Origin of the sequence: Terrabacter carboxydivorans (assembly GCF_039532035.1) — a bacterium.
Lineage (GTDB): Bacteria > Actinomycetota > Actinomycetes > Actinomycetales > Dermatophilaceae > Terrabacter > Terrabacter carboxydivorans.
On record NZ_BAAARE010000010.1, the window covers coordinates 23534 to 50175 of the forward strand.

At 73.5% G+C, this 26642-nt stretch carries 28 protein-coding genes and 3 riboswitches; of the genes, 12 read left to right on the forward strand and 16 right to left on the reverse strand.

Going from position 1 to position 26642, the window contains the following annotated elements; all coding sequences use genetic code 11:
- Positions 1-3 precede the first annotated feature (3 nt).
- Positions 4-75, reverse strand: a riboswitch (cobalamin riboswitch).
- A 56-nt stretch (positions 76-131) separates the two neighbouring features.
- The 5 genes from ABD297_RS12085 to ABD297_RS12105 all read right to left on the reverse strand — a co-directional run bounded on the left by ABD297_RS12085 (position 132) and on the right by ABD297_RS12105 (position 3803).
- Positions 132-929 carry a hypothetical protein gene (locus ABD297_RS12085; protein WP_344255190.1) on the reverse strand — a complete coding sequence of 266 codons (798 nt, stop codon included), beginning with the start codon at positions 927-929 and terminating at the stop codon, positions 132-134.
- Complete coding sequence (locus ABD297_RS12090) at positions 926-1420, reverse strand: hypothetical protein (RefSeq protein ID WP_344255191.1); 495 nt, start codon at positions 1418-1420, stop codon at positions 926-928. The genes ABD297_RS12085 and ABD297_RS12090 overlap by 4 nt, the downstream gene beginning before the upstream one ends.
- Entirely contained in the window at positions 1417-1806 is a 390-nt protein-coding gene (locus tag ABD297_RS12095) for a hypothetical protein (RefSeq protein ID WP_344255192.1), read from the reverse strand. Before ABD297_RS12095 ends, ABD297_RS12090 begins: the two co-directional genes overlap by 4 nt.
- Positions 1807-1899: 93 nt before the next feature.
- A complete protein-coding gene (locus ABD297_RS12100) occupies positions 1900-2940 on the reverse strand; it encodes a hypothetical protein (RefSeq protein WP_344255193.1) in 1041 nt (346 codons plus the stop codon).
- A gap of 80 nt (positions 2941-3020) precedes the next feature.
- Positions 3021-3803 (reverse strand): hypothetical protein, encoded by a 783-nt coding sequence (locus ABD297_RS12105; protein WP_344255194.1) that lies wholly within the window; start codon positions 3801-3803, stop codon positions 3021-3023.
- 166 nt (positions 3804-3969) lie between these two features.
- Between ABD297_RS12105 and cbiE the strand changes: the two genes are divergently transcribed.
- The 5 genes from cbiE to ABD297_RS12130 all read left to right on the forward strand — a co-directional run bounded on the left by cbiE (position 3970) and on the right by ABD297_RS12130 (position 7693).
- Positions 3970-5280: a precorrin-6y C5,15-methyltransferase (decarboxylating) subunit CbiE gene (gene cbiE, locus ABD297_RS12110; protein ID WP_344255195.1), complete on the forward strand. Its 1311-nt coding sequence runs from the start codon at positions 3970-3972 to the stop codon at positions 5278-5280.
- On the forward strand, positions 5277-6050 hold the full coding sequence (gene cobM / locus ABD297_RS12115; RefSeq protein WP_344255196.1) for a precorrin-4 C(11)-methyltransferase: 774 nt from the start codon (positions 5277-5279) through the stop codon (positions 6048-6050). The genes cbiE and cobM overlap by 4 nt, the downstream gene beginning before the upstream one ends.
- A gap of 50 nt (positions 6051-6100) precedes the next feature.
- A riboswitch (cobalamin riboswitch) is annotated at positions 6101-6276 on the forward strand.
- A 31-nt stretch (positions 6277-6307) separates the two neighbouring features.
- Positions 6308-6505, forward strand: coding sequence for a CbtB domain-containing protein (locus tag ABD297_RS12120; RefSeq protein ID WP_344255197.1), 198 nt, complete (start codon positions 6308-6310; stop codon positions 6503-6505).
- 22 nt (positions 6506-6527) lie between these two features.
- On the forward strand, positions 6528-7298 hold the full coding sequence (locus ABD297_RS12125) for a CbtA family protein (protein ID WP_344255199.1): 771 nt from the start codon (positions 6528-6530) through the stop codon (positions 7296-7298).
- Positions 7295-7693 carry a hypothetical protein gene (locus tag ABD297_RS12130; RefSeq protein ID WP_344255200.1) on the forward strand — a complete coding sequence of 133 codons (399 nt, stop codon included), beginning with the start codon at positions 7295-7297 and terminating at the stop codon, positions 7691-7693. Before ABD297_RS12125 ends, ABD297_RS12130 begins: the two co-directional genes overlap by 4 nt.
- A 4-nt stretch (positions 7694-7697) precedes the next feature.
- Here the strand turns inward: ABD297_RS12130 and ABD297_RS12135 are convergent, their stop codons facing one another.
- From ABD297_RS12135 to ABD297_RS12150, 4 genes are all read right to left on the reverse strand, one after another.
- Positions 7698-7988, reverse strand: a complete 291-nt coding sequence (locus ABD297_RS12135; protein ID WP_344255201.1) for a DUF1905 domain-containing protein — start codon at positions 7986-7988, stop codon at positions 7698-7700.
- A 235-nt stretch (positions 7989-8223) separates the two neighbouring features.
- Positions 8224-9753: a precorrin-2 C(20)-methyltransferase gene (locus ABD297_RS12140; RefSeq protein WP_344255202.1), complete on the reverse strand. Its 1530-nt coding sequence runs from the start codon at positions 9751-9753 to the stop codon at positions 8224-8226.
- The gene (locus ABD297_RS12145; RefSeq protein ID WP_344255203.1) at positions 9750-10421 is read right to left on the reverse strand and encodes a precorrin-8X methylmutase; all 672 of its coding nucleotides are present in this window, start codon (positions 10419-10421) and stop codon (positions 9750-9752) included. Before ABD297_RS12145 ends, ABD297_RS12140 begins: the two co-directional genes overlap by 4 nt.
- Entirely contained in the window at positions 10412-11581 is a 1170-nt protein-coding gene (locus tag ABD297_RS12150; RefSeq protein ID WP_425581165.1) for a precorrin-3B synthase, read from the reverse strand. Before ABD297_RS12150 ends, ABD297_RS12145 begins: the two co-directional genes overlap by 10 nt.
- A gap of 30 nt (positions 11582-11611) precedes the next feature.
- Positions 11612-11745: riboswitch (cobalamin riboswitch) on the forward strand.
- Between the two features lie 40 nt (positions 11746-11785).
- On the opposite strand from ABD297_RS12150, the gene cobN reads away from it, so the two are divergent.
- Positions 11786-15457: a cobaltochelatase subunit CobN gene (gene cobN, locus ABD297_RS12155; RefSeq protein ID WP_344255205.1), complete on the forward strand. Its 3672-nt coding sequence runs from the start codon at positions 11786-11788 to the stop codon at positions 15455-15457.
- A 13-nt stretch (positions 15458-15470) separates the two neighbouring features.
- On the opposite strand, the gene ABD297_RS12160 is transcribed toward cobN, so the two are convergent.
- The 3 genes from ABD297_RS12160 to ABD297_RS12170 form a co-directional block, all read right to left on the reverse strand.
- Positions 15471-15611 (reverse strand): hypothetical protein, encoded by a 141-nt coding sequence (locus ABD297_RS12160; RefSeq protein WP_156415514.1) that lies wholly within the window; start codon positions 15609-15611, stop codon positions 15471-15473.
- A 49-nt stretch (positions 15612-15660) separates the two neighbouring features.
- The gene (locus tag ABD297_RS12165; RefSeq protein ID WP_344255206.1) at positions 15661-16119 is read right to left on the reverse strand and encodes a DUF2510 domain-containing protein; all 459 of its coding nucleotides are present in this window, start codon (positions 16117-16119) and stop codon (positions 15661-15663) included.
- A gap of 158 nt (positions 16120-16277) precedes the next feature.
- Positions 16278-16880: a helix-turn-helix domain-containing protein gene (locus ABD297_RS12170; RefSeq protein ID WP_344255207.1), complete on the reverse strand. Its 603-nt coding sequence runs from the start codon at positions 16878-16880 to the stop codon at positions 16278-16280.
- A gap of 61 nt (positions 16881-16941) precedes the next feature.
- On the opposite strand from ABD297_RS12170, the gene ABD297_RS12175 reads away from it, so the two are divergent.
- Positions 16942-17517, forward strand: a complete 576-nt coding sequence (locus ABD297_RS12175; RefSeq protein WP_344255208.1) for a dienelactone hydrolase family protein — start codon at positions 16942-16944, stop codon at positions 17515-17517.
- Between the two features lie 9 nt (positions 17518-17526).
- On the opposite strand, the gene ABD297_RS12180 is transcribed toward ABD297_RS12175, so the two are convergent.
- From ABD297_RS12180 to ABD297_RS12190, 3 genes are all read right to left on the reverse strand, one after another.
- The gene (locus ABD297_RS12180; RefSeq protein WP_344255209.1) at positions 17527-18129 is read right to left on the reverse strand and encodes a hypothetical protein; all 603 of its coding nucleotides are present in this window, start codon (positions 18127-18129) and stop codon (positions 17527-17529) included.
- Positions 18130-18200: 71 nt separating this feature from the next.
- Positions 18201-19577: a precorrin-6A synthase (deacetylating) gene (cobF, locus tag ABD297_RS12185; protein ID WP_344255210.1), complete on the reverse strand. Its 1377-nt coding sequence runs from the start codon at positions 19575-19577 to the stop codon at positions 18201-18203.
- The gene (locus tag ABD297_RS12190; RefSeq protein WP_344255211.1) at positions 19574-21106 is read right to left on the reverse strand and encodes a cobyric acid synthase; all 1533 of its coding nucleotides are present in this window, start codon (positions 21104-21106) and stop codon (positions 19574-19576) included. Before ABD297_RS12190 ends, cobF begins: the two co-directional genes overlap by 4 nt.
- 56 nt (positions 21107-21162) lie before the next feature.
- Between ABD297_RS12190 and ABD297_RS12195 the strand changes: the two genes are divergently transcribed.
- Positions 21163-21669 carry a nitroreductase family deazaflavin-dependent oxidoreductase gene (locus tag ABD297_RS12195; protein ID WP_344255212.1) on the forward strand — a complete coding sequence of 169 codons (507 nt, stop codon included), beginning with the start codon at positions 21163-21165 and terminating at the stop codon, positions 21667-21669.
- 66 nt (positions 21670-21735) lie between these two features.
- Here the strand turns inward: ABD297_RS12195 and ABD297_RS12200 are convergent, their stop codons facing one another.
- The gene (locus tag ABD297_RS12200) at positions 21736-22458 is read right to left on the reverse strand and encodes a PadR family transcriptional regulator (protein ID WP_344255213.1); all 723 of its coding nucleotides are present in this window, start codon (positions 22456-22458) and stop codon (positions 21736-21738) included.
- A 393-nt stretch (positions 22459-22851) separates the two neighbouring features.
- Here ABD297_RS12200 and ABD297_RS12205 point away from each other — a divergent pair, with 393 nt between their 5' ends.
- From ABD297_RS12205 to ABD297_RS12220, 4 genes are read left to right on the forward strand one after another with little or no spacing between them, the layout of a single operon-like run.
- On the forward strand, positions 22852-23289 hold the full coding sequence (locus tag ABD297_RS12205) for an ATP-binding protein (RefSeq protein ID WP_344255214.1): 438 nt from the start codon (positions 22852-22854) through the stop codon (positions 23287-23289).
- Positions 23290-23326: 37 nt separating this feature from the next.
- Complete coding sequence (locus ABD297_RS12210) at positions 23327-24814, forward strand: LLM class flavin-dependent oxidoreductase (RefSeq protein ID WP_344255215.1); 1488 nt, start codon at positions 23327-23329, stop codon at positions 24812-24814.
- A gap of 28 nt (positions 24815-24842) precedes the next feature.
- The gene (locus ABD297_RS12215; protein ID WP_344255216.1) at positions 24843-25730 is read left to right on the forward strand and encodes a DUF5926 family protein; all 888 of its coding nucleotides are present in this window, start codon (positions 24843-24845) and stop codon (positions 25728-25730) included.
- A 14-nt stretch (positions 25731-25744) separates the two neighbouring features.
- The gene (locus ABD297_RS12220) at positions 25745-26479 is read left to right on the forward strand and encodes a glycosyltransferase family 2 protein (RefSeq protein WP_344255217.1); all 735 of its coding nucleotides are present in this window, start codon (positions 25745-25747) and stop codon (positions 26477-26479) included.
- Positions 26480-26642: the final 163 nt, after the last annotated feature.

Sequence of the window (26642 nt, forward strand, 5' to 3'; positions counted from 1 at the left end):
AGATGCCCTGGCTTCCCCCGACCGGTTGGTCGGAGGTTCACAGTGGCGGGACCGCTCCGGATTCGCACCGGATTCCTCTCCAGTCGCCACCGCGCAGTCTGCCAGACGTCCGGCGACCTGGCGCGCGGGTGTCAGACCTGGACGTCGGCTCCGAGGTCCGCTCCGAGGTCGGCGTCGGACGGCAGGATGCTCGAGACCATGAACCACACGTCGGACGGCGTCGTCGGCGTCAGCTCCAGGTGGTCCCGGCCCGAGGCGTCGGCCCCGCCCTCGAGCGTGAGCATGCCCGCCGTCGTGTCGAGCGCGCTGACGCGGCGGCTGGACAGGTCGGCGTCGGAGCGGACCGTCCGGCCGGGCGGCGCCCACAGCACGTCGGCCGACCAGAAGCACCAGGCTCCGGAGCGCACCAGCTCGGCGACCTCGCCCCAGTGGGGGGAGAGCGCCGTCGCGAGGTCGTCGGCCACACGGGATCGACGTCCGTCGTCGGAATCGATCAGCCCGTCCAGCAGGTCGGGGGTCACGGTCACGCTGCCTGAGGCGAGCCGTTGCCGCGGGCGCAGCCGGACGAGACGGACGATCGTGGTGGGCACGAACTCCGTCGCCACGCCGGCGAAGTCGTAGGTGCCGTCGCCGACGTCGGCGAGCACGGCCGACAGGACCGACATCCAGCCCTGGTGCACGAGCAGGCTCTGGCGCGACGCGACGACCGCCTCGAGCCGCGCGAGGGGCCGGGTGACCGCGGCGAGACCGGGGGTGAGCACCTCGTGCGGACGACCGTCGACGACGGCCCCGGCTGCGGTCAGGTCCTCGAGCGGGCCTCGATGGTCCGCGGTGCCCGTGCGTGTCCCCGAGCCCAGCTCGACGAGGGCCTCGAAGGTGGCCGGGTCGAGGCGGACCCGGCCCACGCCGGCGTCGAACTGCACGGTCACGCGGACCGCCTCCCGGTCGCGGTGGGGTCGACGACGAGGCTCGAGAAGACGTGCCCGAGCAGCTGACCCTGCGCAGCCCAGGCGAGCGTGCTCGTCGTCGCGGTCAGGGTCACGCCCGTGCCGTCGACGAGCGCGGCTCTCTGCTCGACCGTGACCGAACGGTTGTCGTCGGTGGCATACGTCGCCAGGCGTCGCAGGCCGGGCTGGCCACCGACGACGAGGCGCTCGGCGTCGAGGGGGACGTAGTCGGCGAGGTGCGCGGCGAGGTAGGACTCGGTGCCCACCTGCCAGTCGCGCAGCGACATCGCGACCTCGGTCACGGTGAGCACGAGGTTGGCCCGGAAGAGGCCCTCCTGCTCCGGCTCGACGACGACGAGCTCGACCCCGTCGTGCGGGTGGTGGACGGTCTCCCACGCGTCGGGGACGAGGAGCGACACGGCTCCGCCGGCGACGACCTCACGGCGTGGCTCGCCGGGCAGCGGCAGGCTCATCGGGCGTTCCGTCGGTCGGGTCGGCGGTCGGGGCGGCGGCGGTCGCCGATGATGCGGACCTGCAGGCGCGGGGCCCGAGCCTCCTGCGACCAGCGAGGCACGTACCAGCGGGGAGCGGGGAGGAAGAGGCCGCCCCAGAGGCTGACGACGAGCCCCACGAGCAGCAGCGGGACGAACGCGAGGGCTCCCTTGTTGGCGCCGTCGTCGTAGCCGCGCAGGCCGGCCGTGGCGGCCAGCACGAGCGCGAGCCCGGGCAGCCAGAAGAGGATCGCGGACTCCTGGAGGCGGTCGCCGACCCACCAGCGGGCCCCGTGCGTGCGGCCCAGGCGGGACCAGACGACGAAACCCAGCATGGCGACGGCGACGACGACGAGGAGGGCGGACACGGCCACGACTCTACCCACGCAGGCCGGTGACGGCCTGTCCGGAACGACGGGGGCAAGGGCGGTCGGGACGACGGCGGTAGGGGCTGGCGGGCATCAGTCGAACAACCCTCCGATGAAGCTGCCGGCGGCCTTGAAGCCGTCGCCGATCTTGTCGCCTGCCCACTCGGCGGCGTCGCCGACCGGTCCGACCACCTGGTCGCTGACCCAGCCGCCGACCACACCTCCGAGGCCTCCGCCGACGAAGCCACCGATGGCTCCGCCGATGACCGCGCCGACCGGGCCACCGACGGCGGCCCCGATGAGGGCGCCGCCCTGGGCCCCGGCCCATGCCCCGGCCCACGACCCGGCGGCCGTGACGGCGCCGGCGGTGGCCGAGCGCGTGACCCGCTCGGTCGTGCCCATGGTCGGGTCGGCGGAGTCCCTGTTCCACTGGCCGAACGCCGAGGTGGCGAACGAGGTCACGGTGCCGGCGCGGCCCGCCCACTTCGAGGCGGTGCCCCACCTGGCGACGGTGGCGGCGCGGTAGGGGTTGGCCTGCCAGTTGCGGGCCTGGTTCATCGACCAGGCGGAGGCCCAGCGTCCCGTGGGCCGGGGGAGGTAGCCGTAGCGGCCGTTGGCCATGTAGCCGCGGGGCTGCCACCGCCCGAAGTGGTTGCGCTGCATGTACGAGGCGAGGGCGCTCGTGCCGAACATCGCGTTCGCGGTGATGAGGCCGGGCCACGCGAGGAAGGAGGCCGAGCCGTCAGGAGCGAGGTTGGACTGCGTGAGGAGCTTGTCCCAGAAGGAGTCCCCGCCCTTGTCTCCCGGGCCGCTCGTCGGCATGGCAGCGGTCAGGAAGGCGGCCGAGTTGATGGATCCGCCGTCACCGCTCACCCCGCGCTGGGCCTGGGCGTTGCGGGAGAGCCGGTCGCCGAGACGTCCCAGCTCGGTGCCGAACCGGTCGATCTGGGCCTCCATGGCCGGCCACTGGGAGATCAGGGACTGCAGGTTCTCGCCGCCCCAGTTGCCCTTGAGAGAGCCGAGGACGCCGCTGACGGCCTGCCGCGACGAGGCGGCCTCGCGGGCGTAGACGGCGAGCAGCTCGGCGGATCGATCCAGTGCGTCCGGGTCGGCGCCCTTGCGATAGATGGCCATCGCTCCCCCTGTCGTGTGTCGGCGCGCCCGAGCCTACGGTCGGCTGCGGGCCTGCGCGATGGGGAGCGCTCCCCATCGCCTCAGGCGGGGGCGTCGGGCCCAGAGGGGGCGGCGTCGGCCGGCAGCGCCCGGACGAGGGCCTGCCAGACGGCCCCGGTCGTGGTCCCGGTCAGGACGGGACCGGCGGGGTCGTCGTCGAGGCGGAGCACCCCGGCGGGCGTGTCGAGCCAGATGAGCTGCTCGGTCGCCGTGCTGCCGCCACGGCTCTCCGCGACGTCGACGGCGCTCAGGCGCCACGAGCCGGTCCTGAGGCACTCGGCGACCTGCGGCCAGGCCGCGGCCGCGTCCGCGAGTGCCGCCTCCGATGCGGGACAGCACTCGCCGGCCGGGATCAGGAGCGCCTCCAGCGTGTCGGGGTCGACGTGCCCACCGCGGCCCTCGAGGCGGGGGCGAGGCTGCAGCATCGTGAGGTGCGCGATCGCGGCCGGCAGAAAGGCGACGTCGACCTCGACGAGTTCGGCCCCCTCGTCACCCTGGTCGACGACGAGGGCGCTGGTGCGGTCGACCCAGCCGTGGTGCAGCCGTGTCGAGGCCTGGGTGCCGACCGCGATCTCGAGCCGGGCGTACGGGTCGGCGACGGCAGCGAGGCCGGCGTGCAGCCCCAGGTGGAGCCGGCCGTCGACGAGAACACCTGCGCCGGCGAGTGATTCGTGCTGCTCGGCATCGAGTGCCGTCTCGTCGCCGAGATGGAGGTCGACGAGGCCGAGGACGGCCGACACGTCGGCGCGGAGCCGGCCCGTGGATGCGTCGAAGTGCGGTGCACGCCGTGCGCGCGCAGCCGTGGTCCACCAGTTCTTGTGCATGCTGCCTGGCCCCGTCCCCCCGGGAGATCCGTAGCGGGCCTGCCCCTTGCCTGGCCCGCTGCCCATCATGGGGCACGAAGGACCGGTTGGGACCTGAATGTCCACACCCCGTCCCGGAGGTCGGGCGGGAGAGTGGGTGTGTCCTCCTCCGGCTAGGGTCGCCGTCGTGGTCTCGAAGGCGCAGGTGGACAGCAGCGACGGGGCGGAGAGGGCGACTCGCGGACCCGCCGCCGACTCCGAGGACGCGGTCGTCGACGTGGTGGGCGTGGGCGCGGCCGGCCTGGGCTCGCTGGGGCCCGACGGCCTCCAGCTCGTCGACCGGGCGGCCGTGGTCGTCGGCGGCGAGCGCCACCTCTCGATGCTCACGAGTCGCCCCGGTCGCCGCCTCGTGCCCTGGCCGTCGCCCCTGCTGCCGCAGCTGCGTGCGCTCTTCGACGAGGTCGGTCCGGGCCGAGTCGTCGTGCTGGCGAGCGGCGACCCGCTCGTCTCGGGCGTCGGCGCCACCCTGATCCGTGAGCTGGGCCCCGACCAGGTGCGCATCCACCCGGCCGTCTCCTCCGTCTCGCTCGCCCGGGCCAGGATGGGCTGGTCGGCGGAGGAGTCCGACGTGGTCACCCTGGTCGGCCGCGACGTCGACCGGCTGCGCCGCGACCTCGCACCCCGGGCACGGATCGTCGTGCTGACCTCGGGTGAGGACGCCCCCGCCCGGGTTGCTGCCCTGCTCGTCGAGGAGGGGTATGCCGACAGCCGGCTCACCGTGCTCGGTGACCTCGGCGCGCCGAGCGAGTCGCGGACCGACGCGGTCGCAGGTTCGTGGGGCGCGCACCCGGTGCCCCGCCTGCACCTCGTCTGCATCGAGTGCCAGGAGCGTCCCAGCCGTAGCGCGAGGTCCCTCGTGCCGGGACTGCGCGACACGGCATACGACAACGACGGGCAGCTGACCAAGCGGGTGGTGCGCGCGGCCGCCCTGGCGCACCTGGCTCCCCAGCCGGGTGACGTGGTGTGGGACCTCGGCGCCGGGGCGGGGTCGGTCGGGATCGAGGTCGCCCGCCAGCACCCGCGCAACGAGGTGCACTCGGTGGAGCGTGACCCCGTGCGAGTCGACCGGATCCGTCGGAACGCCAAGGCACTCGGCGTGCCCGGGTTGCGTGTCGTCGAGGCTTCCTCCCTCGAGGCGGTCTCCTCTCTGCCGCGGCCCGATGCGGTCTTCGTCGGGGGCGGCGCCAGCGCGGCGCTGCTCGACGCCTGCTGGGAGGCGCTCGCGCCGGGCGGGCGGCTCGTCGTGCACGGTGTCACCGTCGAGACGGAGCTCCTGCTGCACGAGGTCCGGGCCCGTCTGGGTGGGTCGATGAGCCGCATCGCCGTCGAGGACCTCGACACGATCGGCTCCCTCCACGGCTGGAAGCCTGCGCGGTCGATCGTGCAGTGGTCGGTGGAGAAGCTTGTGCAACAGACAGATTCGGAGACCCTGCTGTGACCGTCCACTTCATCGGCGCCGGACCTGGTGCTGCCGACCTGCTCACCCTCCGTGCCGTGCGGCTGGTGGGGGCCTCGCCGGTGTGCCTCTATGCCGGCACCTACATCGGCGCCGAGGTGCTCGCGCACTGCCCCGACGGCGCCGAGCTCGTCGACACCCAGAGCCTCGACCTCGACGCCATCACGGAGCACTGCGTCCGGGCCCACGACGCGGGACACGACGTCGCCAGGCTGTGCTCGGGAGACCCCTCGCTCTACTCCGCGATCGCCGAGCAGACACGTCGGCTCGACCGCGCCGGGGTGCCGTGGGACGTCACGCCGGGCGTGCCGGCCTACGCCGCTGCGGCGGCCATCGTCGGGCGCGAGCTGACGGTGCCCGAGGTGGCGCAGTCGGTCGTGCTGACGCGCGCCCACCGCGACTCGACGCAGATGCCCGAGACCGAGTCGCTCGCCCACTTCGCGAGGTCCCGGGCGACACTCGTGCTGCACCTCGCGATCCGCCGCACCCGTGAGCTCATGGCGTCGCTCGTGGCCGACTACGGCGACGACTGCCCGGTCGTCGTCGTCGCCAACGCGGAGCAGCCCGACCAGCTCGTGCTGCGTGGGACGTTGGCCGACATCGCCGACCAGGTCGAGGCCGCCGGGCTGCGTCAGGCGGCGGTCATCCTGGTGGGGCGTGCGCTGGCCGCCCGCGACACCGACGACTTCGTCGAGTCGCACCTCTACGGCACGCGCATCAGGGGTCAGGAGCCAAACACCCCGCGTCCGTGAGGGTTTCGGACTGTCCGGTGGGTCCCCATGGCATCCCGGCGCCGCCTGTGTCAGGATGCCAGTGCCGCAGTGCACGGGAAGTCGGTGTGATTCCGACGTGGTCCTCGCCACTGTGACCAGGGAGCAAGTCCCCATCGTTCGCCACTGGTGACCTCAGGTCGCCGGGAAGGCTGGGGAGGCGTGACGATCTGGAAGCCAGGAGACCGGCTGCGGCGATGATCTGTCCACGAGGCATGGAAAGAAAGGGTCAATTCGCCATGACCACAGCTGCATCCGTTCACGCCGCCACCTCCGTCCGCGTCCCCGCCTGGGCGTGGGCCCTGCTCGCGTTCGCGGTCTTCGCGCTCTACTTCGTCTCGCAGGAGAACGGTGCGCTGCTCAGCGCGCCCGCCGCGCAGATGCTCCACGAGCTGACGCACGACGCGCGTCACGCTCTCGGCGTCCCCTGCCACTGAGGTGGGCCTGAGCTTCGGCTCCGTGCTGCGGCGCGGGGTCCTTGCCGGCGTGCTCGCAGGCCTCGCGGCTGCCCTGGTGATCTGGCTCGTCGTCGAGCCCGTCATCAGGCGGGCGCTCGTCATCGAGGACCGGCGTTCGATGCACGGGGGCCAGTCCGCGCCGTCCGGCCTGCTCGCCCACGGCGGCGACGAGCCGCTCGTGTCGCGCGCGGCACAGGTCGTCGGCGGGGCCGTGACCTCGGTGGTCGTCGGGGTCGCCGTCGGCGTCATCTTCGCCGTCGTCTTCGCCAAGGTCCGCGACCGGTTGCCCGGACGCGGAGACTTCGGGCGGTCCCTGGCGCTGGCCTCCATCGGCTTCGCAGCCGTGAGTCTCCTGCCAGCACTGAAGATCCCGGCCAACCCGCCCGCAGTGGGTGACCCGTCGACCGTCGGGCGACGCACGATGCTGTATGCCGTCGTGCTCCTCCTCGGGGTCGCCGCTGCCGTCACCGTGCCCCAGCTCGACCGCCACCTCGGCCGACGCGGCATGAGGTCGTCCACCCGGTGGGCACTCGACATCGCGGTCGTCGTCGTGCTCATCGGGCTCGTCGCCGCTCTCGTGCCGGGCACGCCGGACCAGGTGCCGGCCGACGTGCCGGCCGACCTCGTCTGGGACTTCCGGCTCGCGTCTCTGGCCCAGCTCGCGGCGCTGTGGCTCACGCTGGGCGTCACGTTCGGGCTGCTGCTCGAGCGGGACGGCCGACGCTCCCCATTGGGCGAGCGTGCCGGCGCCGGCGCACGCGTCCCGGCGTGACGGCATACGACAGCAGCGCTCGCGATCTCGGCACGTGCATCGTCCGCGTCTGTCGCGACTGCTGCTGCGGCACGGAGGCCAAGCACCCGGGCGTCGACCACGACGGGCTGCTCGCCCGCCTCGAGGTCGGCACCCGGGGCCGCGCGAGGGTGCTGCGCAGCGGCTGCCTGCTCGCGTGCGACCACTCGAACGTCGTGGTCGTGACACCCTCGCCGGCGGGCCGGAAGGCGGGTGGGCGCCCCGTGTGGCTGCAGTCCGTGCTCGACGCCGCGACGGTCGACGCGATCAGCGCCTGGGTCGCCTGCGGTGGGCCCGGCATCGCCTCGATGCCTGAGTCGGTCCACGAAAAGGCTTTCGCGCCAACGCAGCTGGCCGCCACGTGGACGGCGGTCTGACCGCTCAGGGTTCAGTGCGGACGTCCAGCCCGACCGCAACCGTGTCGCCGTCCTGGACGTCCTCGGCACGCCGGACGGCGACCTTGAGCGGCACGACGTAGCCACCGTCCTTGGGCCACAGGGAGGTCGTCCACTCGGTCCTCCCGACGCGGGCGGTGACCGGGATCATGCCCCAGCCGTAGCTGACGTGGGCCACGTCGTGCAGCGCCTGGGACTCGTCCTCGGGCACCGTGACGAAGTAGTAGGGCGCTGGACCACGCCACTGCCAGACCTCACCGCTGAACTCGAGCTGCATGGGCTCAGGATGTCAGGTGTCGCGCACCCGATGAGGTCAGTGCGAGCCCGGCCGCCCGAAGGCGCTGACCGAGCCCGTCGCCACGCAGCGTCGCGCGTCGTTCGGTGAGGTCATGCATCTGTCGTCCCTGTCAGGTCCTGCGGTCGGGCACCCGGTCGAGGGCCGCGAGGTAGCGCCTCGTCATCATGTCCTGAACCGCTGCGTCGACGGGAGGCAGCAGGCCGGCGTGCCGACGTCACACGACGAAGCGCGGGGTCCAGACCTGTCCCGTCGGGGTCACCCGGGTCCCTGAGGCGCAGACCATGACCAGGCACTTCATGTCGATCGTGGCCGGGTCGAGGTCCTCGAGGGTGGTCACCGTCAGGGACTCCTCTGCGCGGCCGACGTCACGCCCGACGACCACGACCGTGCCGGGGTCGCGCTCCTCGAGGAAGACCTCGCGGGCGCGGGCGACCTGCTCGGTGCGCGATCGCGATGCCGGGTTGTAGAGCGCGACGACGAGATCGGCCCGGGCTGCGGCACGCAGGCGCTTCTCGATGACGTCCCACGGCTTGAGCCGGTCCGAGAGCGACATGACCGCGAAGTCGCCACCGAGCGGGGCGCCGGCGCGCGCGGCGACGGCCTGGGCCGCCGTGAGACCCGGGAGCACCCGGACGGCCACGTCCGCGTAGCCGTGCGTCTCGGCCGCCTCGAAGACGGCCGAGGCCATGCCGAAGACGCCGGCGTCGCCCCCCGAGACGACGGCCACCCGCTCGCCCTTGCGCGCCAGCTCGAGGGCGTCCCGGGCGCGATCGACCTCGACCGTGTTGCCGGAGGCGTGACGCGTCAGGCCTTCCCGCTGCGGCACCCGGTTGACGTACGGCGCGTAGCCGACGACGTGCTGCACCTCCGCGAGGGCGGCCGTCGCCTCCGGGGTCAGCCAACGGTCCGGGCCCGGACCGAGCCCGACCACGACGACCTCACCGGACGGCATACGCGCTCGGTCAGGCGGTGCAGCAGGCGCATCCAAGGGTGCGGACGAGGTCGCGCGGCCGGCGGCGTCGGCGCGCAGGTCCTTGCCCGGCACGACGACCATCGACATGTACGGCACGGTCGATGCGTCCACGTCGGCGACCGGCAGCACCCGCTCGGCGTCCGAGCTGGCCCGCTCGACGTAGCGCGCCTCGTCCAGGCGCCCGGCCTGCCGCAGGGCCTCCCGGACGTTCTCGAAGGTGCGCCCGAGCTTCATGACGACGGCGGCCTCCGTGTCGGCCAGTCGGCGGGCCAGCTCCGGCACCGGCAGCGTCCCCGGCAGGATCGTCAGGACGTCCTCGTGGCGGCAGAGCCCGGTCGCGACCGCGGCGGCCGACCCGCTGACCGACGTCACCCCCGGCACGACGGCGGCGTCGTAGCGGTCCGCCAGGCGGTCGTGGAGGTACATGTAGGTGCCGTAGAAGAGCGGGTCACCCTCGGCGAGGACGACGACGTTGCGACCCGAGTCCAGATGCGCCGCAAGCCGATCCGCCGACTCGTCGTAGAAGTCGGCCATCAGCCCGTGGTAGCCCAGGGGGTGGGCGGTTACGCCGGTCGTCACGGGATAGACGAGCAGCTCCTCGACGACGCCGTCGGGGAAGTACGACGAGGCGATGCGCCGGGCGATCGAGTCGCCCCGCGGGCCGCTGTGGAACGCGACGACGTCGGCCGCGGCGATGAGCCGTGCCGCCTTCACCGTCACGAGCTCGGGGTCGCCGGGACCCACCCCGACCCCGCGGAGCCAGCCGGTCACAGCTCCTCCTCGCGAGCCAGCGCGTTGACGGCAGAGGCGGCCAGGGCCGACCCGCCGCGCCGACCGTGCACGACGAGCCATGGGATGTCGAACGGGTTCTCGGCGAGCGCCACCTTGGACTCGGCCGAGCCGATGAAGCCCACCGGGATGCCGACGATCGCCGCCGGTCGGGGACCCCCGTCGGCGATCGTCTCGAGCAGGTGGAAGAGGGCCGTCGGGGCGTTGCCGATCGCGACGACCGCGCCCTCGACCCGATCGCCCCACAGCGAGACGGCCGCCGCGGATCGTGTTGTGCCCCAGGCCCTTGCGAGCGCGGGCACCCGCTCGTCGCGGAGCGTGCAGATGACGTCGTTGTCGTGCGGCAACCGGGCGCGGGTGATGCCCGAGGCGATCATGTGGGCGTCCGTGAGGACCGGCGCGCCGGACCGCAGGGCGGAACGGGCCGCCCGGACGAGGCGCGGATGGACGGCGATGTGCTCGGTCAGCGCGACGTCGCCGCTCGCGTGCACCATGCGGACCGCAACGACCCGCGCGTCCTCCGGCAGGTGGTCGAGGCGTGCCTCAGCGCGGATCGTCGCGAACGACCGGCGGTAGATCTCTGCCCCGTCCGTCTCGTAGTCGTAGCGGCGCGTGGGCGGCGCCGGCCGCACGTCGGTGGTCACGTCCATGAGGACTCCTGCTCGGCGATGGTGGACAAGGCTTCCTCCGTGGACCGCGGCGCCAGGACGTCGAGGTATGCCGTGGACGGCGTTCCGCACCGGCGCTCGCACCCGCTGACGTGCACGGGCAGGCGGCCGGCGGGCAGCACGGGGGCGAGGTCGCGGGCCAGGGCCCGGGTGTCGACGGCGGAGCGCGAGCATCCGGGGAGACCGGTGCAGGCGTGCAGCCGGTGCCACGGCGACCCGCTGTGTGTCGCGAACCCCGCCGCCTCGAGCTCGGGGAGGGCGGCCGCGCCGTCCTCGACGACGAGCGAGCGCCACGGCGTCACGCGTACGGCATCGGTGGTGCGGGCCAGCGCCGCGACGTGGTGGGGCCGGAGGAGCCCGAGCGGCACGGCGACGACGGCGTGCTGCCCGACTGCCCCCAGGGGGTGCGGGAGAGCGCCGGCCCGGGACATCCCTCCGATCCGGTCGGGTCGGGCGGTGTAGGCAGGGCCCCCGAGCGTGAGGGGATCGTCGAGATCGTCGACGTGCCAGACCGACTCGTCGTCGGCGGCTCGCTCGACGAACTCGACGGCGAGCCGGACGATCAGGTCCACCGCCCCGTCGAGCGACACCTCCCAGCCGTCGTCGTGGCTGCCGGCGAGGACCACGCCGCGGTCGGGCCCCGTGGCGACGAAGGCCAGGTCGGAGCTCAGGTCGACGACGTCGCCGCGCCCGTCGTCGACGACGAAGAGGAAGCGCCCACCCAGGCGCGACAGCCGCGGATCCGCGCAGACGGCCTGGTCGAGGTCGGCCACGACGGGCCGCACGTCGCACCGTCCGGCACCGTCGAGGCCCGAGAGCGGCGAGGCGACGACGTTGCGCACGAGCTCGTGGGTCGGCGACGGGACGAGGCCCGTGGCCCGGATCGCGTCGTGGACCCGGGGTGTCAGCGGGTCGGGCAGTCCGCGCAGCTGCAGTGCGCCGCGAGACGTCAGCTGGATCGCCGGATCTGGCTGGGCGGCAATGACTTCCCTCAGTGTGATGAGGGCCTCGACCGCCACCGGCTGACCGGCCGGACGGAGACGCACGATCGAGCCGTCGGCGGCCGCGAAGGGTCGCTGGAGGCCGGGACAGGCGTCGCCTGCCCGACGCTCACGGCTCGACGGGGCGGTCACGCGGCACATGCTAGGCCCGGACCCATGGGCGTCAAGACGCCCGTCTCGGGCTATGGTGGCCCCAGCGTCGTCGATCCAGGAACCCGGTGAGAATCCGGGACGGTCCCGCCACTGTGAGCCGCCACCCGTGAGGGAGGCGGCGAGTCAGGAACTGCCGGCAGCGCTTCGTTTCCTATCGACCGCGGGGCGCGGATACCCCGCCGAGGAGTTCCTGTGACGCGCATCGCGCTGCTCTCGACGTCTGACACCGACCTGCTGTGCGCCCGCGGCAGCGGCGCCGACTACCTGGTCGCCAACCCCTCGCGTCCGGGCCACACCTCGATGGCCGAGGCCATCGGGGCCGCCGACGTCGTCGTGGCACGCATCCTCGGAGGGCCCCAGGACCTCTGCGATGGCTTCCGCCACGTCCGGGCGACGGGCAAGCCCCTCGTCGTGCTCGGCGGCGAGCAGACCCCGAACGCCGCCCTCATGGAGCTCTCGACGGTCGCGCCCGGCGTCGTCGCCGAGGCCCACCGCTACCTCGCCGAGGGCGGTGCCGCGAACCTCCGCGAGCTGCACGCCTTCCTCGGCGACACGCTCCTCATGACCGGGGAAGGCTTCGAGCCCCCCGCCGCCCTGCCGGTGTGGGGCGTGCTCGACCGCCCCGAGCCGGCGGGGGCCCTCACGACTTCCGGCGCTGCGGGCGATGCTCCCCGCCCGCGCGTCGGGATCCTCTTCTACCGGGCCCAGTTCGCGGCCGAGAACACCGACTACGTCCATGCCCTCGCCGACGCCGTCGACGCGGCCGGAGGCATCGGGGTGCCGGTGCACGTCTCGTCGCTCCGCGACGCGCCGGCCGACCTGCTCGAGCACCTCACGGCATACGACGTCCTCGTCACGACCGTGCTCGCGGCCGGCGGCACCAAGCCCGGCACGGCGAGCGCCGGCGAGGACGACGAGGCCTGGGACGTCCAGGCCCTCGCCGCGCTCGACGTGCCGATCATCCAGGGCCTGTGCCTGACGTGGAGCCGCGACCAGTGGGAGGCCAGCGACGACGGCATGAGCCCGCTCGACGTCGCCACGCAGGTCGCCGTGCCCGAGTTCGACGGCCGGATCATCGCGAACGCGTTCTCCTTCAAGGAGACCGACGCCGACGGGTTGCCGCACTACGTCCCGGACCCTGAGCGGTGTGCCCGTCTGGCGACCCTGGCGGTGAACCACGCCCGCCTGCGGCACACCCCGCCCGCCGAGCGCCGCATCGCGATCGTCCTGTCGGCGTACCCCTCGAAGCACTCCCGCATCGGGAACGCCGTCGGCCTCGACACCCCGGTCTCGATCATCCGGCTGCTCCGCGCGATGCGCGACGCCGGCTACGACCTCGGCGAGCCCGGCGAGATCCCCGGCACCGGGCCGCTCGAGCCCGTCGACGGCGAGACGCCCGACACGACCGCCGGCAACGCGCTCATCCACGCGCTCATCGAGGCCGGCGGCCAGGACGAGGACTGGCTGACCCAGGAGCAGCTGACCGGCCAGCCGGTGCGCATCCCCGCCGAGCGCTACCGCGAGCACTTCGACACGCTCCCCACGAACCTCCGCGACGCCGTGACGAAGCACTGGGGCGACGTGCCCGGCGAGGTCTTCGTCGACCGCCACACCGACGCCGACGGCGAGCTCGTCGCCGCGAGCCTGCGCGCCGGCAACGTCGTCGTCATCGTGCAGCCACCGCGCGGCTTCGGCGAGAACCCGATCGCGATCTACCACGACCCCGACCTGCCGCCCACGCACCACTACCTCGCCGTCTACGACTGGCTCGCCAGGGATTTCGGCGCCCACGCGATCGTGCACATGGGCAAGCACGGCAACCTGGAGTGGCTGCCCGGAAAGAACCTCGCGCTCTCCGCCGCCTGTGGACCGGATGCGACGATCGGCGCGATCCCTCTCGTCTACCCCTTCCTCGTCAACGACCCCGGCGAGGGCAGCCAGGCCAAGCGGCGCGCCCACGCGACGATCGTCGACCACCTCGTGCCGCCGATGGCGCGCGCCGAGTCCTACGGCGACATCGCCCGGCTCGAGCAGCTGCTCGACGAGTACGGCAACGTCTCGGTCATGGACCCGGCCAAGGCGCCGGCCCTGCGCGCCGAGATCTGGACGCTCATCCAGTCCGCGCAGATGCACCACGACCTCGGGCTCGACGAGCGTCCCGACGACGAGGCCTTCGACGAGTTCGTCATGCACGTCGACGGCTGGCTCTGCGAGGTCAAGGACGTCCAGATCCGCGACGGGCTGCACGTCCTCGGCGAGGCCCCCACGGGGGAGGGCCTGGCCAACCTCGTGCTCGCCATCCTGCGGGCCAACCAGGTCTTCGCCGGGGCCGTCGGCGCGGTGCCAGGGCTCCGGACCGCCCTCGGGCTCACCGAGGGGCAGTCGGGGCGCTCGTCCGTCGACGACACCGAGGCGCAGGCGGCCGCGCTCGTCGCCGGCCTCGCGGAGGCCGACTGGGACGAGGCCGCCGTGCCCCGGATCGTCCGCGAGCAGCTGGGTGCCGACCCGCAGGTCGACACCGAGGGCGTATGCCGTTCGCTCGCCTTCGCGTGCCGCGAGGTCGTGCCGCGGCTGCGGGCCACGACGGGCGAGATCGACGCCGTGCTCCACGCGCTTGACGGGGGCTACGTGCCGGCCGGGCCCTCCGGCTCGCCCCTGCGCGGTCTCGTCAACGTGCTGCCGACGGGACGCAACTTCTACTCCGTCGACCCCAAGGCCATCCCGAGCCGGCTCGCCTGGGAGACCGGACAGCGCCTGGCCGACGACCTGCTCGCCCGGCACCGCGCCGACACCGGCGAGTGGCCGCGGTCGGTCGGCCTGTCGGTGTGGGGCACCTCCGCGATGCGCACCTCCGGCGACGACATCGCCGAGGTGCTCTCGCTCATCGGCGTCCGGCCCCGCTGGGACGAGATGTCCCGACGTGTCGTCGGCCTCGACGTGGTGCCGCTCGCCGAGCTGGGCCACCCCCGCATCGACGTCACGGTCCGCATCTCCGGCTTCTTCCGCGACGCCTTCCCGCACGTCATCGCGATGCTCGACGACGCCGTCCGTCTCGTCGCCGACCTCGACGAGGGCCCCGACGAGAACTACGTCCGGGCCCACGTCGCCGACGACCTCGCCGAGCACGGCGACGCCCGCCGTGCGACGACCCGCATCTTCGGCAGCAAGCCCGGCTCCTACGGCGCCGGCATCCTGCCGCTCGTAGAGTCGGGCAACTGGCGCACCGACGCCGACCTCGCGGAGGTCTACGCCACGTGGGGCGGCTTCGCCTACGGGCGCGAGCTGGACGGCATACCTGCTCGGGCCGACATGGAGCGCACCTACGCGCGCATGGACGTCGCCGCCAAGAACATCGACACCCGCGAGCACGACATCGCCGACAGTGACGACTACTTCCAGTACCACGGCGGCATGGTCGCGACGGTCCGCGCGCTGACGGGTCGCGAGCCCAAGGCGTACGTCGGTGACTCGACGACGCCCGACGCGGTCCGCACCCGCACGCTGACCGAGGAGACCGCCCGCGTCTTCCGCGCCCGCGTGGTCAACCCCCGGTGGATCGCGGCGATGCGGCGGCACGGCTACAAGGGCGCCTTCGAGCTCGCGGCCACCGTCGACTACCTCTTCGGGTTCGACGCCACGGCAGGCGTGGTCACCGACTGGATGTACGAGCAGCTCGCCCAGACGTACGTGCTCGACAAGGAGAACCGCGACTTCGTCCAGCACGCCAACCCGTGGGCGCTGCACGGCATGATCGAGCGGCTGCACGAGGCCGTCGACCGCGGGCTGTGGGCCGAGCCCGACCCGGCGCTGCTCGCCGAGCTCCAGCAGGTCTACCTCGACGTCGAGGGCGACCTCGAGGACTGAGCCGTCTCCCCGATCAGAACTGCAGGCCACGCATGTCGTGCTCGACGACGTCGACGTCGCCGCACCGCTTGCAGGTCAGGATCGTCCGGCCGCGCAGCTTCATCCGCGTGTAGCGGTGGCCGAGGATGAGGCACTTGAGGTTTCGTCGCGCCATCTTCCCAGTGTCCTCCGCTGCTGTCGCGCCCGCGGCGGATCGACCGGAACTAGCTGAGGATGCCGTGCCGCGCGTTCCAGCGCCTCGCGCCCTCGGCGGCGTCGACCATGCCCCATACCCAGAAGCCGAGGACCCCGACGAGCCCGACGAGCACGATGACGAGCACCCAGCTGATGAAGTAGCCGACGAGGATCCCGATGCCCTTGGCGACGTCGCCGTTGATCATGCTGCCGAGGCCGGGCACGAAGAACGACGCGAGCGCGGACAGCGCGGGGTTCTTGGGGGCGACCTGGGTGAAGTAGATGGGGGCGGCGTTCACCGGTGCCGGGCCGGCGGCCGGGGGCGGCCCGGCACCGGTGGCCTGGTGGGGGAGCCCGTGCGTGTCCCGCGCCGCGACGGGCGGGGCCATGGCCGGCCGCACGTGCGGGGTCCAGGCGCTGCCGTCCCAGTAGCGCTCGCCCTCGCCCGCCGGGTACCAGCCCGCGGGCGCCGAAGGTACGTCATCCATGCCCGACTCCTCGTTCCGTGACAGGGCACGAGGGTATGCCGCCGAGCGGGCTGTTCTCGTCGTTTTGCGTCGTTCCACGCCGTTCCCCGTCGAGATCAGGCGTGAGGTCGCGCGCCCGGTGTCGCCCAGCAGCAGCGGCCGCGCGATCACCTGCCCGATCAGGCCGGGTCGTCCTCCGGCTCCGTCGGCTCCGGCGGCTCCGGGAGGACGGGCTGGTCGGTGGGGTAGAGGCCGACGGCGAGGCCGTAGACGGTCTCGCCCGAGCGGGGGAGCGCCGTGAACTCCCGGACCAGACCCTCGACCCGGCGCCAGAACTCCGAGGCGCTCTCGCGGGGGATGCGGACGTGGCGCAGCGTCGAGTAGAGGGTGTCGTCCTCGTGGGCGGGCACGGACTCTGCGGCCGCGACGGAGAGGGAGTTGACGCACACCGGGGTCATCTCGTCGCCCGGGCGCCGCGCGACACCGATCGTGATGGTCCGGCCGGTGCGGCCGTAGTAGCGCTCGTCGATGGCTCGGACCCGGCGCGTCCGCACGACGCGGAGCATGCCGGCGTCGACGAGCACACCGACGTGGTGGGCCACGGTGCTCCTGGGCCGGCCGACGGCTGCGGCGAGCTCGGCCACCGTGGCCGCGCGCTCGAGCACGAGGTCGAGCAGCGAGGAGCGCAGCGGGTCGGCGATGGCGCGCAGCTGGGCAGGCGTCGTCAGCTCGACCGCGTCGGGGAGGTCGTAGTCCGGGAGCTGCTGGCTATTGATCGACATTGTTGGATCAGTCTAGATTGTTGGATCAAAGCCACGGGAAACCTCGAGCACAGGAGCAAGCATGGCCGCCGTCCTCCTCTTCCACCACGCGCTGGGCCAGACCGACGGGTTCCTCTCCTTCGCCGACGCCCTGCGCGCGGCGGGCCACACCGTCCACGCGCCGGACCTCTACTCGGGCAAGAGCTTCGCGACCCTCGACGAGGGCATGGCCAACGCCCGCTCCCTCGGTTTCGGTGCCCTCCTCGAGCAGGGCGTCGCCGCTGCCGAGGGCCTGCCCGACGACCTGGTGTATGCCGGGTTCTCCCTGGGCGTCATGCCTGCCCAGCAGCTGGCGCAGACTCGAGCGGGTGCGCGCGGCGCCGTGCTGCTCGACTCGGCGATCCCGCTGGGGGAGTTCGCGGCCGGGTGGCCGGCCGGCGTTCCCGTGCAGGTCCACGGGGGTGAGGCGGACGAGTTCTTCATGGACGAGGGGGACGTCGACGCGGCACGGGCCGTCGTCGACGCGGCCGAGCAGGGTGAGCTCTTCCTCTACCCCGGTTGCGGGCACCTGTTCGCCGACGCCAGCGCGCCGGCCCACGACAATGAGGCTGCCGCCCTGGTGCGGCAGCGCGTCCTCGACTTCCTCGCGCGGGTGTAGCGGGAGGGTCTACGCGTCGGCCCCGGTCTGGTGCGCCACGACCTCGGCGCCACGCGTCAGCCGCAGGACCGTCGCCGCCCACAGGGCGAAGGTGGCCACGTTGAGCGCGACGAAGCCCCAGGCGTCCGTCGGGTCGGGGGTGACGCCGGGCGGCCGGGACCCACGGAGCTGTGCGGAGAACGGCACCCACAGGACGGCCCAGGCGATGGGTGTCCAGGACCGATGCCCGTGGATGGCCTTGTCCCAGCGTGAGATCCGCATTACCGGCAGGACCCAGCTGAGCAGCGGGATGCCCCACATGATCCAGAGCCCGAGGTCCGACGAGACCGACGGCACACGCCCCGCCCGGCCGAGCAGCCACTGCAGCCGGACGAGCCACACGCAGGCCACGCAGCCGGCGGCGACGAAGAGGGCCGCGGCGAGGTTGACCGTCCAGCCGGACTCTGCCGAGCCGGACGAGAGCTGGAGCTTCTCCGGCGGCAGGAAGGCGTAGACCGACAGCGCGACGAGGGACGCCGCGCCGAGCCCCAGGGACCACAACGCGGGGCGCCTCAGGCGCGGCTGCTCCACCCGCCGCGGGCGGTCGTCGGGCACGACGGGCGCGACGGACATCGGCTCCCCTGCGTCGGTCGTCCTGTTCAGGCCCCTGTCGCCCATGGCGGCACCCTAGCCCGCCGTGGCGCTCAGGCGCCGTCCTCCGGCGAGAGCTGGTCGCGCGTCAGGGCGTAGTAGATCTCGTCGGAGCGGGTGCCGTCCGGGTTGGGCAGGCGCTGGCGCAGCCGACCTTCGGGACTGAAGCCGGCCTTGGCGGCTGCCCTGCCCGAGGCGAGGTTCTCCGCCTTGTGCCCGAGCTCGAGCCGCTCGATGCCGGCCTCCTCGAACGCCCACCGGGCCACCAGCCGCAGGGCCCGCGTGGTGAAGCCGCGTCCCCGGAAGTCGGGCAGCACGCCGTAGCCGACGAGCCCGAGCCCGGGCGGTCCCATCCGCATGACGTTGATGACGCCGGCGCCTTCGCCGGTGACCGCGTCGACCATGACGAACCGTGCGGCTCGCCCCAGCCGCCACTCGCGCCGCGCCTGAGCCGCCAGCTGCCCGGCCCGCTCGTCGGTGTGGGGCTGCCCGAAGAAGTCCCAGCGCAGCGACTCCTCGTTGTTGTGCTCGTCGCGCAGCACCTGCCAGTCGCCTGCGGTGACCGGTCGCACGGTGACGATACCGTCGGTCAGCGGCGCGGTCTCGGGGAAGCCGCTCGGGCCGGCGACCGCGGGCGCGCCGGCCGGTGGCCGCAGCAGGTAGGTGTCCATGACCCACCCGTGGCGCTCGCGGGCCTCGTCGCGCACCCGGCGCACCTCGTCGACCACCTGGGCCAGCGGCCCGTGCACGAGCAGCTCGTCGGGCGTGCCGAGGTAGGCGCCCCAGTAGAGCTCGACGTCGGGGTGGGCCTGCGCGAGCTCTGCGCACGCCAGGTGCCCGTCGAGCATGACGACGACGTCGCCGAGGGCGGGGTCGTACTCGTCCACGAGCCGTCGCCCGGTCGTGATGTGGATCGGCGCGCCGATGCGGTTGAGGGGGATGCGGTGGCGGGCAGCGAGAAGCTGGGGTGCGCTGATGCCCGCGATGACGTCGTGGTCGACCTCGAGTCCCTCTGCGGCCCAACGCTGCACGAGCGCGTCGACGACACGGATGGTCGAGTCGTAGAACGCCGGGTCGCCCCACACGAGGAAGCCGACCGTCGTCTCGCTGTCGGGCAGGGACTCGATGAGCTCGGCATAGGCGTCCACCCGCGCCGCGTGCCAGTTCCGCACCCCGCGGTCGTATGCCGTGTCGTCGCGTTCCGCGTCGGGTCCGCGCCTCGGGTCGGGGACCTCGACGACGCGGTAGGCGTGCGCCGCCGGGATGAGGGCGTCGCAGACGGCTTGGCGCGCAGCGACGAGGTCGGACTTCACCTCGCCCTTGTCGGCGACGAGAAAGACGTCGACCGTGGCGAGCGCGCGGGCGGCCTCGCCGGTGACCTGCAGCGGGTCCCCCATGCCGATGCCGATGATGCGGATGCGTTCGATCACGGGGTGGCTCCCATCCGGGTGAGGGCGATCAGGGCGTCGAGGTCGACGTGCTCCTCGAGGGCGTCGGCGAGGGTGTCGAGCATGCGTTCACGGCGTGCGGCGAAGCCCGGCGCGTCGGCGTGCGGTCTCCACTCCGAGCCCGCGAGGGCCGCCACCTGCGTCAGCCAGGCCCGGCGGAAGGCGTCGCTCTCGAAGGCGCCGTGCCACATCGTCCCCCAGACCGAGCCGACGTTCCAGCCGTCCAGGAAGCCTTGCGCGCCAGCCGGATCCGCGCCCTCATCGCCCCCGCTGATGAGCGGTCGGGCGATGCCGTGGTGGATCTCGTAGGCCGTGTCCACGACGTGGTCCGACCAGGCCCCGAGCGGCCGCGCGAGCACCTTCGCCTCGCCGAACTCGGTGCGGACCGGCAGGTGCCCGAGTCCCGGCACGACCCCCACCCGCCCCTCGACGTCGTCCTCGATCTCGTGGCCGAGCATCTGGTAGCCCCCGCAGACGCCCAGCACCGGACGCCCGGCGGCGACCCGGCGCCTGACGACCTCGGCCAGCCCCCGTTCGCGCAACCACTCGAGATCACTTGCGGTCGAACGGGACCCGGGCAGCACGAGCAGGTCGGCGGACTCGGCCACGGCCGGGTCGACCGTTACGAGGACGTCGACCCCCGGCTCGGCGGCGAGGGCGTCGACGTCGGTCGCGTTGGAGATGCGTGGCAGCCGGACGACCGCCACCTTGAGCCGGTCGCGCGAGGTCGCCGACAGCGCGGTCGAGGCGCGCCAGTGGCCGACCTCGAGGGTGTCCTCGCTGTCGAGCCAGACGTCGAGCAGCCACGGGATGACCCCGTGGAAGGGCACGCCGGTGCGGTCCGTGATCTCGTCGAGCCCGGGCTCGAGCACCGAGGCGTCGCCGCGGAACTTGTTGATGACGAAGGACTTCAGCAGGGCGCGGTCGTCCTCGCCGAGCAGGGCCCACGTGCCGTAGAGCGAGGCGAGGATGCCCCCGCGGTCGATGTCGCCGACGACGACGACCGGCAGCCCGAACGCTCGAGCCAGCCCCATGTTGACGTAGTCACCTGCGCGCAGGTTGATCTCCGCGGGGGAGCCGGCACCCTCGCAGACGACGAGCTCGTAGGCGTCCGCGAGCTCCCGGTAGGCCGCGAAGGCCGCGTCGGCCAGGTGGGCGCGGCCCGCGGCATACTGACCCGCCTCGAGCGTCCCGGCCGGCTCGCCGCGCACGACGACGAACGACCGTCGGTCGGTGCCGGGCTTGAGCAGCACCGGGTTCATCGCCGTCGTGGGCTCCAGCCTCGCCGCCTGGGCCTGGAGGTACTGCGCCCGCCCGATCTCGCCGCCGTCGAGGCAGACCATCGAGTTGTTCGACATGTTCTGCGCCTTGAAGGGCGCCACGCGGATCCCGCGGCGCGCCAGGGCGCGGCACAGTCCCGCGACGACGACGGACTTGCCCGCATCGGACGACGTGCCGGCGACGAGCAGCCCCGACGGGCCCGGCGGCTGGAGGGGTGCTGACGTGGACACCCGGCCATCCTGCCCGACGCCTCGTGCGCGGGACGGGCGGGTTCTACGCTGCAGACATGCGACTGCGCCCCATCGACGAGGCGAACCCGGTCCAGCGTGCCCTGCGCGGGCTCGTCGCCTCGCGCCCCGGGGCGTGGGTCTCCCGTCGCGTGCTGCACCGGATCGACGGGGTCGCCCACCGGATCGCGCCCGGTCGCGCCCTGCCGAGTCAGTGGGTCGCCGCCGTCCCCGTCGGGATGCTGACGACGACCGGCGCTCGGTCGGGGCTGCCACGCGCCGTGCCGCTCATGCTCGCCCCGCTCGAGGACGGGTGGGGCGTCATCGCCTCGAGCTACGGCTCCGAGCGCCCACCGGCGTGGTACTTCAACCTCCGCGCCCACCCGCGGGCCACGCTCGAGGTCGACGGCGTGCGGCACCCGGTGCGGGCCGTCCAGGTGCAGGGGCCCGAGAGGGAGCGCGTGCGCGAGGCGGCGCTGGCCTACTACCGCGGCTACACGGCATACGAGATGCGCGCCGGCGGGCGCGACCTCGGCTTCTTCGTGCTGCACCCCGAGCGCGACTGAACGCGCTCGGGGTGCAGGGGTTGCTCGGTTCCGGGCGGGTGTCTACTCCGGGTTCTACTCCGGGTTCTACTCCGGGTCGCCGTCGGCGAGCAGGCGGTAGAGCTTGCGCCGGGTCTCCGTGAGGATCTCCGCCGCCTCGGCGCGCTGCTGCGAGGTGCCGGTCGTGACGACCTGCCACATGCCGCCCATGACCTGGCCGACGAGCGGCATGAGGTCGTTCGCGCCGCCGGAGGGCCGGGGCGACTCCTCCTCCTCGGTCGACTCCTCGAAGGGCCGCCAGGTGGCGGCCATCTCCTCGGCGTTCTCCTCGACGTAGGCACGACCCGCGTCGGTGAGCCGCAGCAGCCGCCGGCCCTCGACGTCGCGGCCCTCGACGAGGCCCTCGTCCTCGAGCTGCTGGACGGTCGGGTAGACCGAGCCTGGGCTCGGCTTCCACGCGCCGCCGGTGCGCTCGGAGATCTGCTGGATGAGCTGGTAGCCGTTCATCTCGTCGCCCGCGAGGACGTCGAGGATCGCGGCGCGGACGTCGCCGCGACGGGCGCGGGGCCCGCGGCGCGGGCCGCCGAAGTCGGGGCCGAAGCCGGGTCCGCCGAAGTGGCGGACGAGGTCGGCGACCCACGGGGGAGGTCCGGGGCGACCGCGGCCGCCGGGACCGGAGCCGCCGGGACCGCCCCAGGGCCCGCGACCGGGGCCGAAGCCGGGGCCGTTGCCCTGACCTCCCCAGCCGCCGCCCCAGCCGCCGTCCCAGCCGGACTCGCGACGGGTGTGGTGATGGTGGTGTCCGTGCATGGTGTGTCTCCTTCTACGAACGCGACTCACGAACAGTCGCGATAGGTCAACGATATATCGCGACTGTTCGCGAAGCAAGACGTGAATGGGAGGGGTGGAATGGGGTACGGCCGGGTCCGGAGGTCGGGTCCCACGGGCCTGCCTCGACGATCGGTCCGTATGCGGACATCTAGAAGAGCCGCTAGAGAGCCGGATAGTGAGGAAGGTGCAGGTCAGCGGCTCGGGAAAAACTCACAGTTCATTGAGGTCCGGCGCAGGTTTGGTTAGCGTTCGTCGACGGGGGAAAGCGATTCGCCCGTGAGAGGACGTGACGTGGCGAGCACACAGGGGAGCGGCTCGACGTCCCACGCCGGCGTGGGACCTCGACGAGCCGACGCAATCGCAAGGAGATCCATGAGCACCGTCCCGGCCGCTGCGCCCCTGGGCGACAAGCGCACCGTGCGCATCCAGTGGGCTCCGTCCGCAGCCCCGCGCATCCGCAAGGCCCTCGTCGAGGACCTCGTGGCCCGGCGCGTGCTGCCGCAGGTGATCGACGAGGCCGAGATCGTCGTCAGCGAGCTCGTCGCCAACGCCATCCGCCACGCCAAGCCGCTCTCCGACGGAGCCATCCGCATCCACTGGAAGGTCAAGAACGACGTCGTCGAGGTCGAGGTCTCCGACGGCGGCGGCCCGACCGTCCCGAGGCCGGCCCCACCGACGATGTGGGCGCCCGGGGGACGCGGCCTGCGCATCGTCCGCTCGCTCGCGCACGAGTGGGGCGTCATCGAGGATCCCAACGGCCGCACCGTGTGGGCCTCCCTCGGCGGGCCGTCCCGCCGCCGCTCGCACTGAGCCGTCCGGTCCCGCGCCCGTGGTCGACGTGGTGCCCGTGCCCGACCCGGCGCTCGTCGTCCTCGTCGGCGCCTCCGGATCCGGCAAGTCGACCTGGGCGTCGTCCCGCTACCGGACCGCCGAGATCGTCTCCTCCGACGCGCTGCGGGGCGTCGTCGGCAGCGGTGAGCACGACCTCGACGCCTCGGCCGACGCGTTCGCGCTGCTCGAGCAGGTCGTGGCCGCCCGGCTGGGTCGGCGCCTGACGGTCGTCGTCGACACGGTCGGCACCGACCCGGCGAGGCGTCGCCGCTGGCTCGCTGCCGCCCACGAGGCGGGACTGCCCGCGGTCGCCGTCGTGCTCGACACCCCTGCTGGCGTATGCCGTTCGCGCAACGCCGCGCGCGACCGCCCGGTCCCGGCCCGCGTCCTCGACCGCCAGCTCGCGACCGTCGCCGCCACCGTGGGCCTGCTCGACGACGAGGGCTGGGACTCCGTCCTCGTCGCCACCCCGGACGTCCCCACCCACCCCGGCAACACACCGAGCACCGGACGGCCGACCACGGTTGCAGCCGGCACGACCTCGCGCTCCTCCGGTGCGTTGCCGGAGCAGGGCGCCGGGCTGCGCGGCGTCGTGCTGCAGCTCTCACGGTTCCCGGCCGACGTCGACCTGCTCACGTGGCTGCGCGACGTCGCGGCAGCCACCGAGGAGGCCGGCCTCGCCGGCATCGCGCTCATGGACCACCTCATCCAGATCCCGCAGGTCGGTCGGGCCTGGGACCCGATCCCGGAGCCGTGGGTGACGCTCGGGGCGCTCGCAGCCTCGACGACGCGTCTGCACCTCGGCACCCTCGTGACGCCGGTGACGTTCCGCGCCCCGGGCATCACCGCCAAGGCGGCAGCCACCCTGTCTGCCCTGACGGGTGGACGGGCGTTCGTCGGGGTCGGCGCGGGATGGTGGGAGCGCGAGCACACGGCATACGGCCTCGGGTTCCCTTCTGCGAGAGAGCGGCTCGACGCGCTCGAGCGGGGGATCGAGACGATGAAGGCGCTCTGGGCGCCGGGGACGAAGACGTATGCCGGACGCCTGGTCTCACTGCCCGAGACGACCTGCTACCCCCGCCCGGTCGGTGAGCTGCCGGTCGTCGTCGGTGGCGGCGGCGACCGCACGCTGCGCGTCGCCGCCCGCCTCGGCGACGGGTGCAACGTGCTCTCCGACGACGCCGGGCTGGCCAAGGTCGCGCGCTACCTCGACCTCGTCGACGAGGCGGGCCGCGACCGGGCCACCGTCCACGCGACGGTGCTCGACCTGCCCCTGCTCGGTCGCGACCGCGACGACGTCTGGTCCCGCGTCGAGCGGCACCGAGGACGCGTCGCGGCGGCGACCTTCGCGGCCCGGCACCATGCCGGCACGCCGGGCGAGCACGCCGACCGCCTCGCGGGCCTCGCCGAGCGCGGCGTCACGACCGCGTTCGTCGCCCCGGTCGGCCTCGACGGACCCGACGACGTGCTGGCCCTCGCGCCGCTCGCGACCGCGTTCGGCTGACCCCGGCGCGGCCACTAGGGTGGCGCGCATGGGTAAGGCATCACGTCGACCGCGCGGCGAGCGCGCTGACCGTTCCGCACGTCCGCTTCCGGCCCCCTTCGTGGCGCGCCCCTTCGAGGGCCTGCCCAACGAGACCGACTGGGTCGCCATGCGCGAGATCGTCCCGGCCGCGACCGCGACGGTGCGCTTCGCCAAGGGCAAGGCGCCCGAGGGTGCGCCCGACGAGGTGACCATCGCGACGGTGCTCCCGCTCGCCTGGCCCGGCCTGCACCGTGAGGGCGGCGAGGTCGTCGTCGGCATCCAGTCCGGCAACGGCAGCGGCGACACGAGTCGCGACATCGCCCAGGCCATCGCTCTCGCGTCGGTCGCCGAGCCCGGCTCGCCCGTCGCGACGCTGCCCGTCTCGATGGCCGACACCCCGCGCCTGCAGGACATCCTCGACACCGACGCGCCCTTCGAGATGCAGCTGCACGAGGGCTTCGACTTCTGGGTCGCCGACGCCGACCTCGACGCCGACGGCAAGGAGTCGCTCGACCGCGCCAACGAGTCGGCCATCCCGACCGTCAAGCTCGACGCCGCACCGTCCGCCTTCTGGTGCCGCATCGGCGAGCGCACCTACGTGCGCTGGGTGCTGCCCTTCGCCGAGGACGACGCCACCAACGCCCTGGCCCGCCTGCACGCCGCCGGCGACAGCCACCTCGGCGAGGACGGCCGCCTGCTCGGCTGCTTCCGCTCGAGCGGCCTGCTCATCCCGGTGTGGGAGGTCGACCCCGCCTCCGAGGCAGCCGACTTCGAGGACGCCGTCGCGGCCATGAAGACGAAGGTCGACGCGGCCGCCGCCTCCACCGAGCCGCTCACCGCGGCCGAGCGCGGCGCCAAGGCCGGCCTGACCAACCGCCAGGTCACCCTGCGCTGAGAGGATGGGCGACGATGCCGACGACCCCGCCGATGTCCGTCGCCGTCGTCATCCCGGCCAAGGACGAGGCGGCCCGCATCGCCGCGACGATCCGCGGCGTGCGCACCATCCCGGGCGTCTCCGCGGTCGTCGTCGTCGACGACGGCTCGACCGACGGCACCGCAGCCATCGCCGCCCGCGAGGGCGCTGAGGTGGTGCGCCACCCGCGCAACCACGGCAAGGCCGACGCCATGATGAGCGGGCTCGGCCGGGTCAGCGGGCTGCGCCGCGTCGGGCGGCTCGAGGAGTCCACGTCGGTCCTCTTCGTCGACGCCGACCTCGAGGCCTCCGCCCAGGCCGTCGGGGCGCTCGTGGGGCCGGTCGCCCGCGGCGAGGCAGACCTCACCATCGCGACCCTGCCGGAGCAGAAGGGCAGCGCCGGCGGGCACGGACTCGTCGTCGGCCTCGCCCGCCACGGCATCGAGGAGCTGACCGGCTGGTCGCCGCACCAGCCCCTCTCGGGCATGCGCTGCCTGTCGCCGGCCGCGATCGCCGCCGCGACCCCGTTCGCCCGGGGGTGGGGGGTCGAGGTCGGCATGACGGTCGACGTGCTCGACGCCGGGCTGACCATCCTCGAGGTGCCGTGCGACCTGCAGCACCGGGTCACCGGCACCGACTGGCGCTCCCAGGTGCACCGGGCCGCGCAGTACCGCGACGTGGCGCTCGCCCTCGGGGTGCGCCGGCTGCGCCGCCGCCTCGGCCCCGCCTGACCCGCTGGACCCGCCTGACCTGCCCGGCCACCCTCCGCGAGCCCAAGCCACCCGTATGCCGGTGGCTCGGTGCCGCCTCGGTGGGCACGGGCTCGAGTGCTCGCCCTCAGCGCGACTGCTCTTTCAGCGCACGAGCGACACGGCATACCCGGGCAGTCTTCCG

Coding starts and splice junctions, on each gene's coding strand:
- ABD297_RS12090 (WP_344255191.1), bottom strand. CDS start 1,420: ATGAGCCTGCCGCTGCCCGGCGAGCCACGCCGTGAGGTCGTCGCCGGC.
- ABD297_RS12100 (WP_344255193.1), bottom strand. CDS start 2,940: ATGGCCATCTATCGCAAGGGCGCCGACCCGGACGCACTGGATCGATCC.
- ABD297_RS12105 (WP_344255194.1), bottom strand. CDS start 3,803: ATGCACAAGAACTGGTGGACCACGGCTGCGCGCGCACGGCGTGCACCG.
- ABD297_RS12120 (WP_344255197.1), top strand. CDS start 6,308: ATGACCACAGCTGCATCCGTTCACGCCGCCACCTCCGTCCGCGTCCCC.
- ABD297_RS12135 (WP_344255201.1), bottom strand. CDS start 7,988: ATGCAGCTCGAGTTCAGCGGTGAGGTCTGGCAGTGGCGTGGTCCAGCG.
- ABD297_RS12145 (WP_344255203.1), bottom strand. CDS start 10,421: ATGGACGTGACCACCGACGTGCGGCCGGCGCCGCCCACGCGCCGCTAC.
- ABD297_RS12150 (WP_425581165.1), bottom strand. CDS start 11,581: ATGTGCCGCGTGACCGCCCCGTCGAGCCGTGAGCGTCGGGCAGGCGAC.
- ABD297_RS12160 (WP_156415514.1), bottom strand. CDS start 15,611: ATGGCGCGACGAAACCTCAAGTGCCTCATCCTCGGCCACCGCTACACG.
- ABD297_RS12165 (WP_344255206.1), bottom strand. CDS start 16,119: ATGGATGACGTACCTTCGGCGCCCGCGGGCTGGTACCCGGCGGGCGAG.
- ABD297_RS12170 (WP_344255207.1), bottom strand. CDS start 16,880: ATGTCGATCAATAGCCAGCAGCTCCCGGACTACGACCTCCCCGACGCG.
- ABD297_RS12175 (WP_344255208.1), top strand. CDS start 16,942: ATGGCCGCCGTCCTCCTCTTCCACCACGCGCTGGGCCAGACCGACGGG.
- ABD297_RS12180 (WP_344255209.1), bottom strand. CDS start 18,129: ATGTCCGTCGCGCCCGTCGTGCCCGACGACCGCCCGCGGCGGGTGGAG.
- ABD297_RS12195 (WP_344255212.1), top strand. CDS start 21,163: ATGCGACTGCGCCCCATCGACGAGGCGAACCCGGTCCAGCGTGCCCTG.
- ABD297_RS12200 (WP_344255213.1), bottom strand. CDS start 22,458: ATGCACGGACACCACCATCACCACACCCGTCGCGAGTCCGGCTGGGAC.
- ABD297_RS12205 (WP_344255214.1), top strand. CDS start 22,852: ATGAGCACCGTCCCGGCCGCTGCGCCCCTGGGCGACAAGCGCACCGTG.
- ABD297_RS12215 (WP_344255216.1), top strand. CDS start 24,843: ATGGGTAAGGCATCACGTCGACCGCGCGGCGAGCGCGCTGACCGTTCC.
- ABD297_RS12220 (WP_344255217.1), top strand. CDS start 25,745: ATGCCGACGACCCCGCCGATGTCCGTCGCCGTCGTCATCCCGGCCAAG.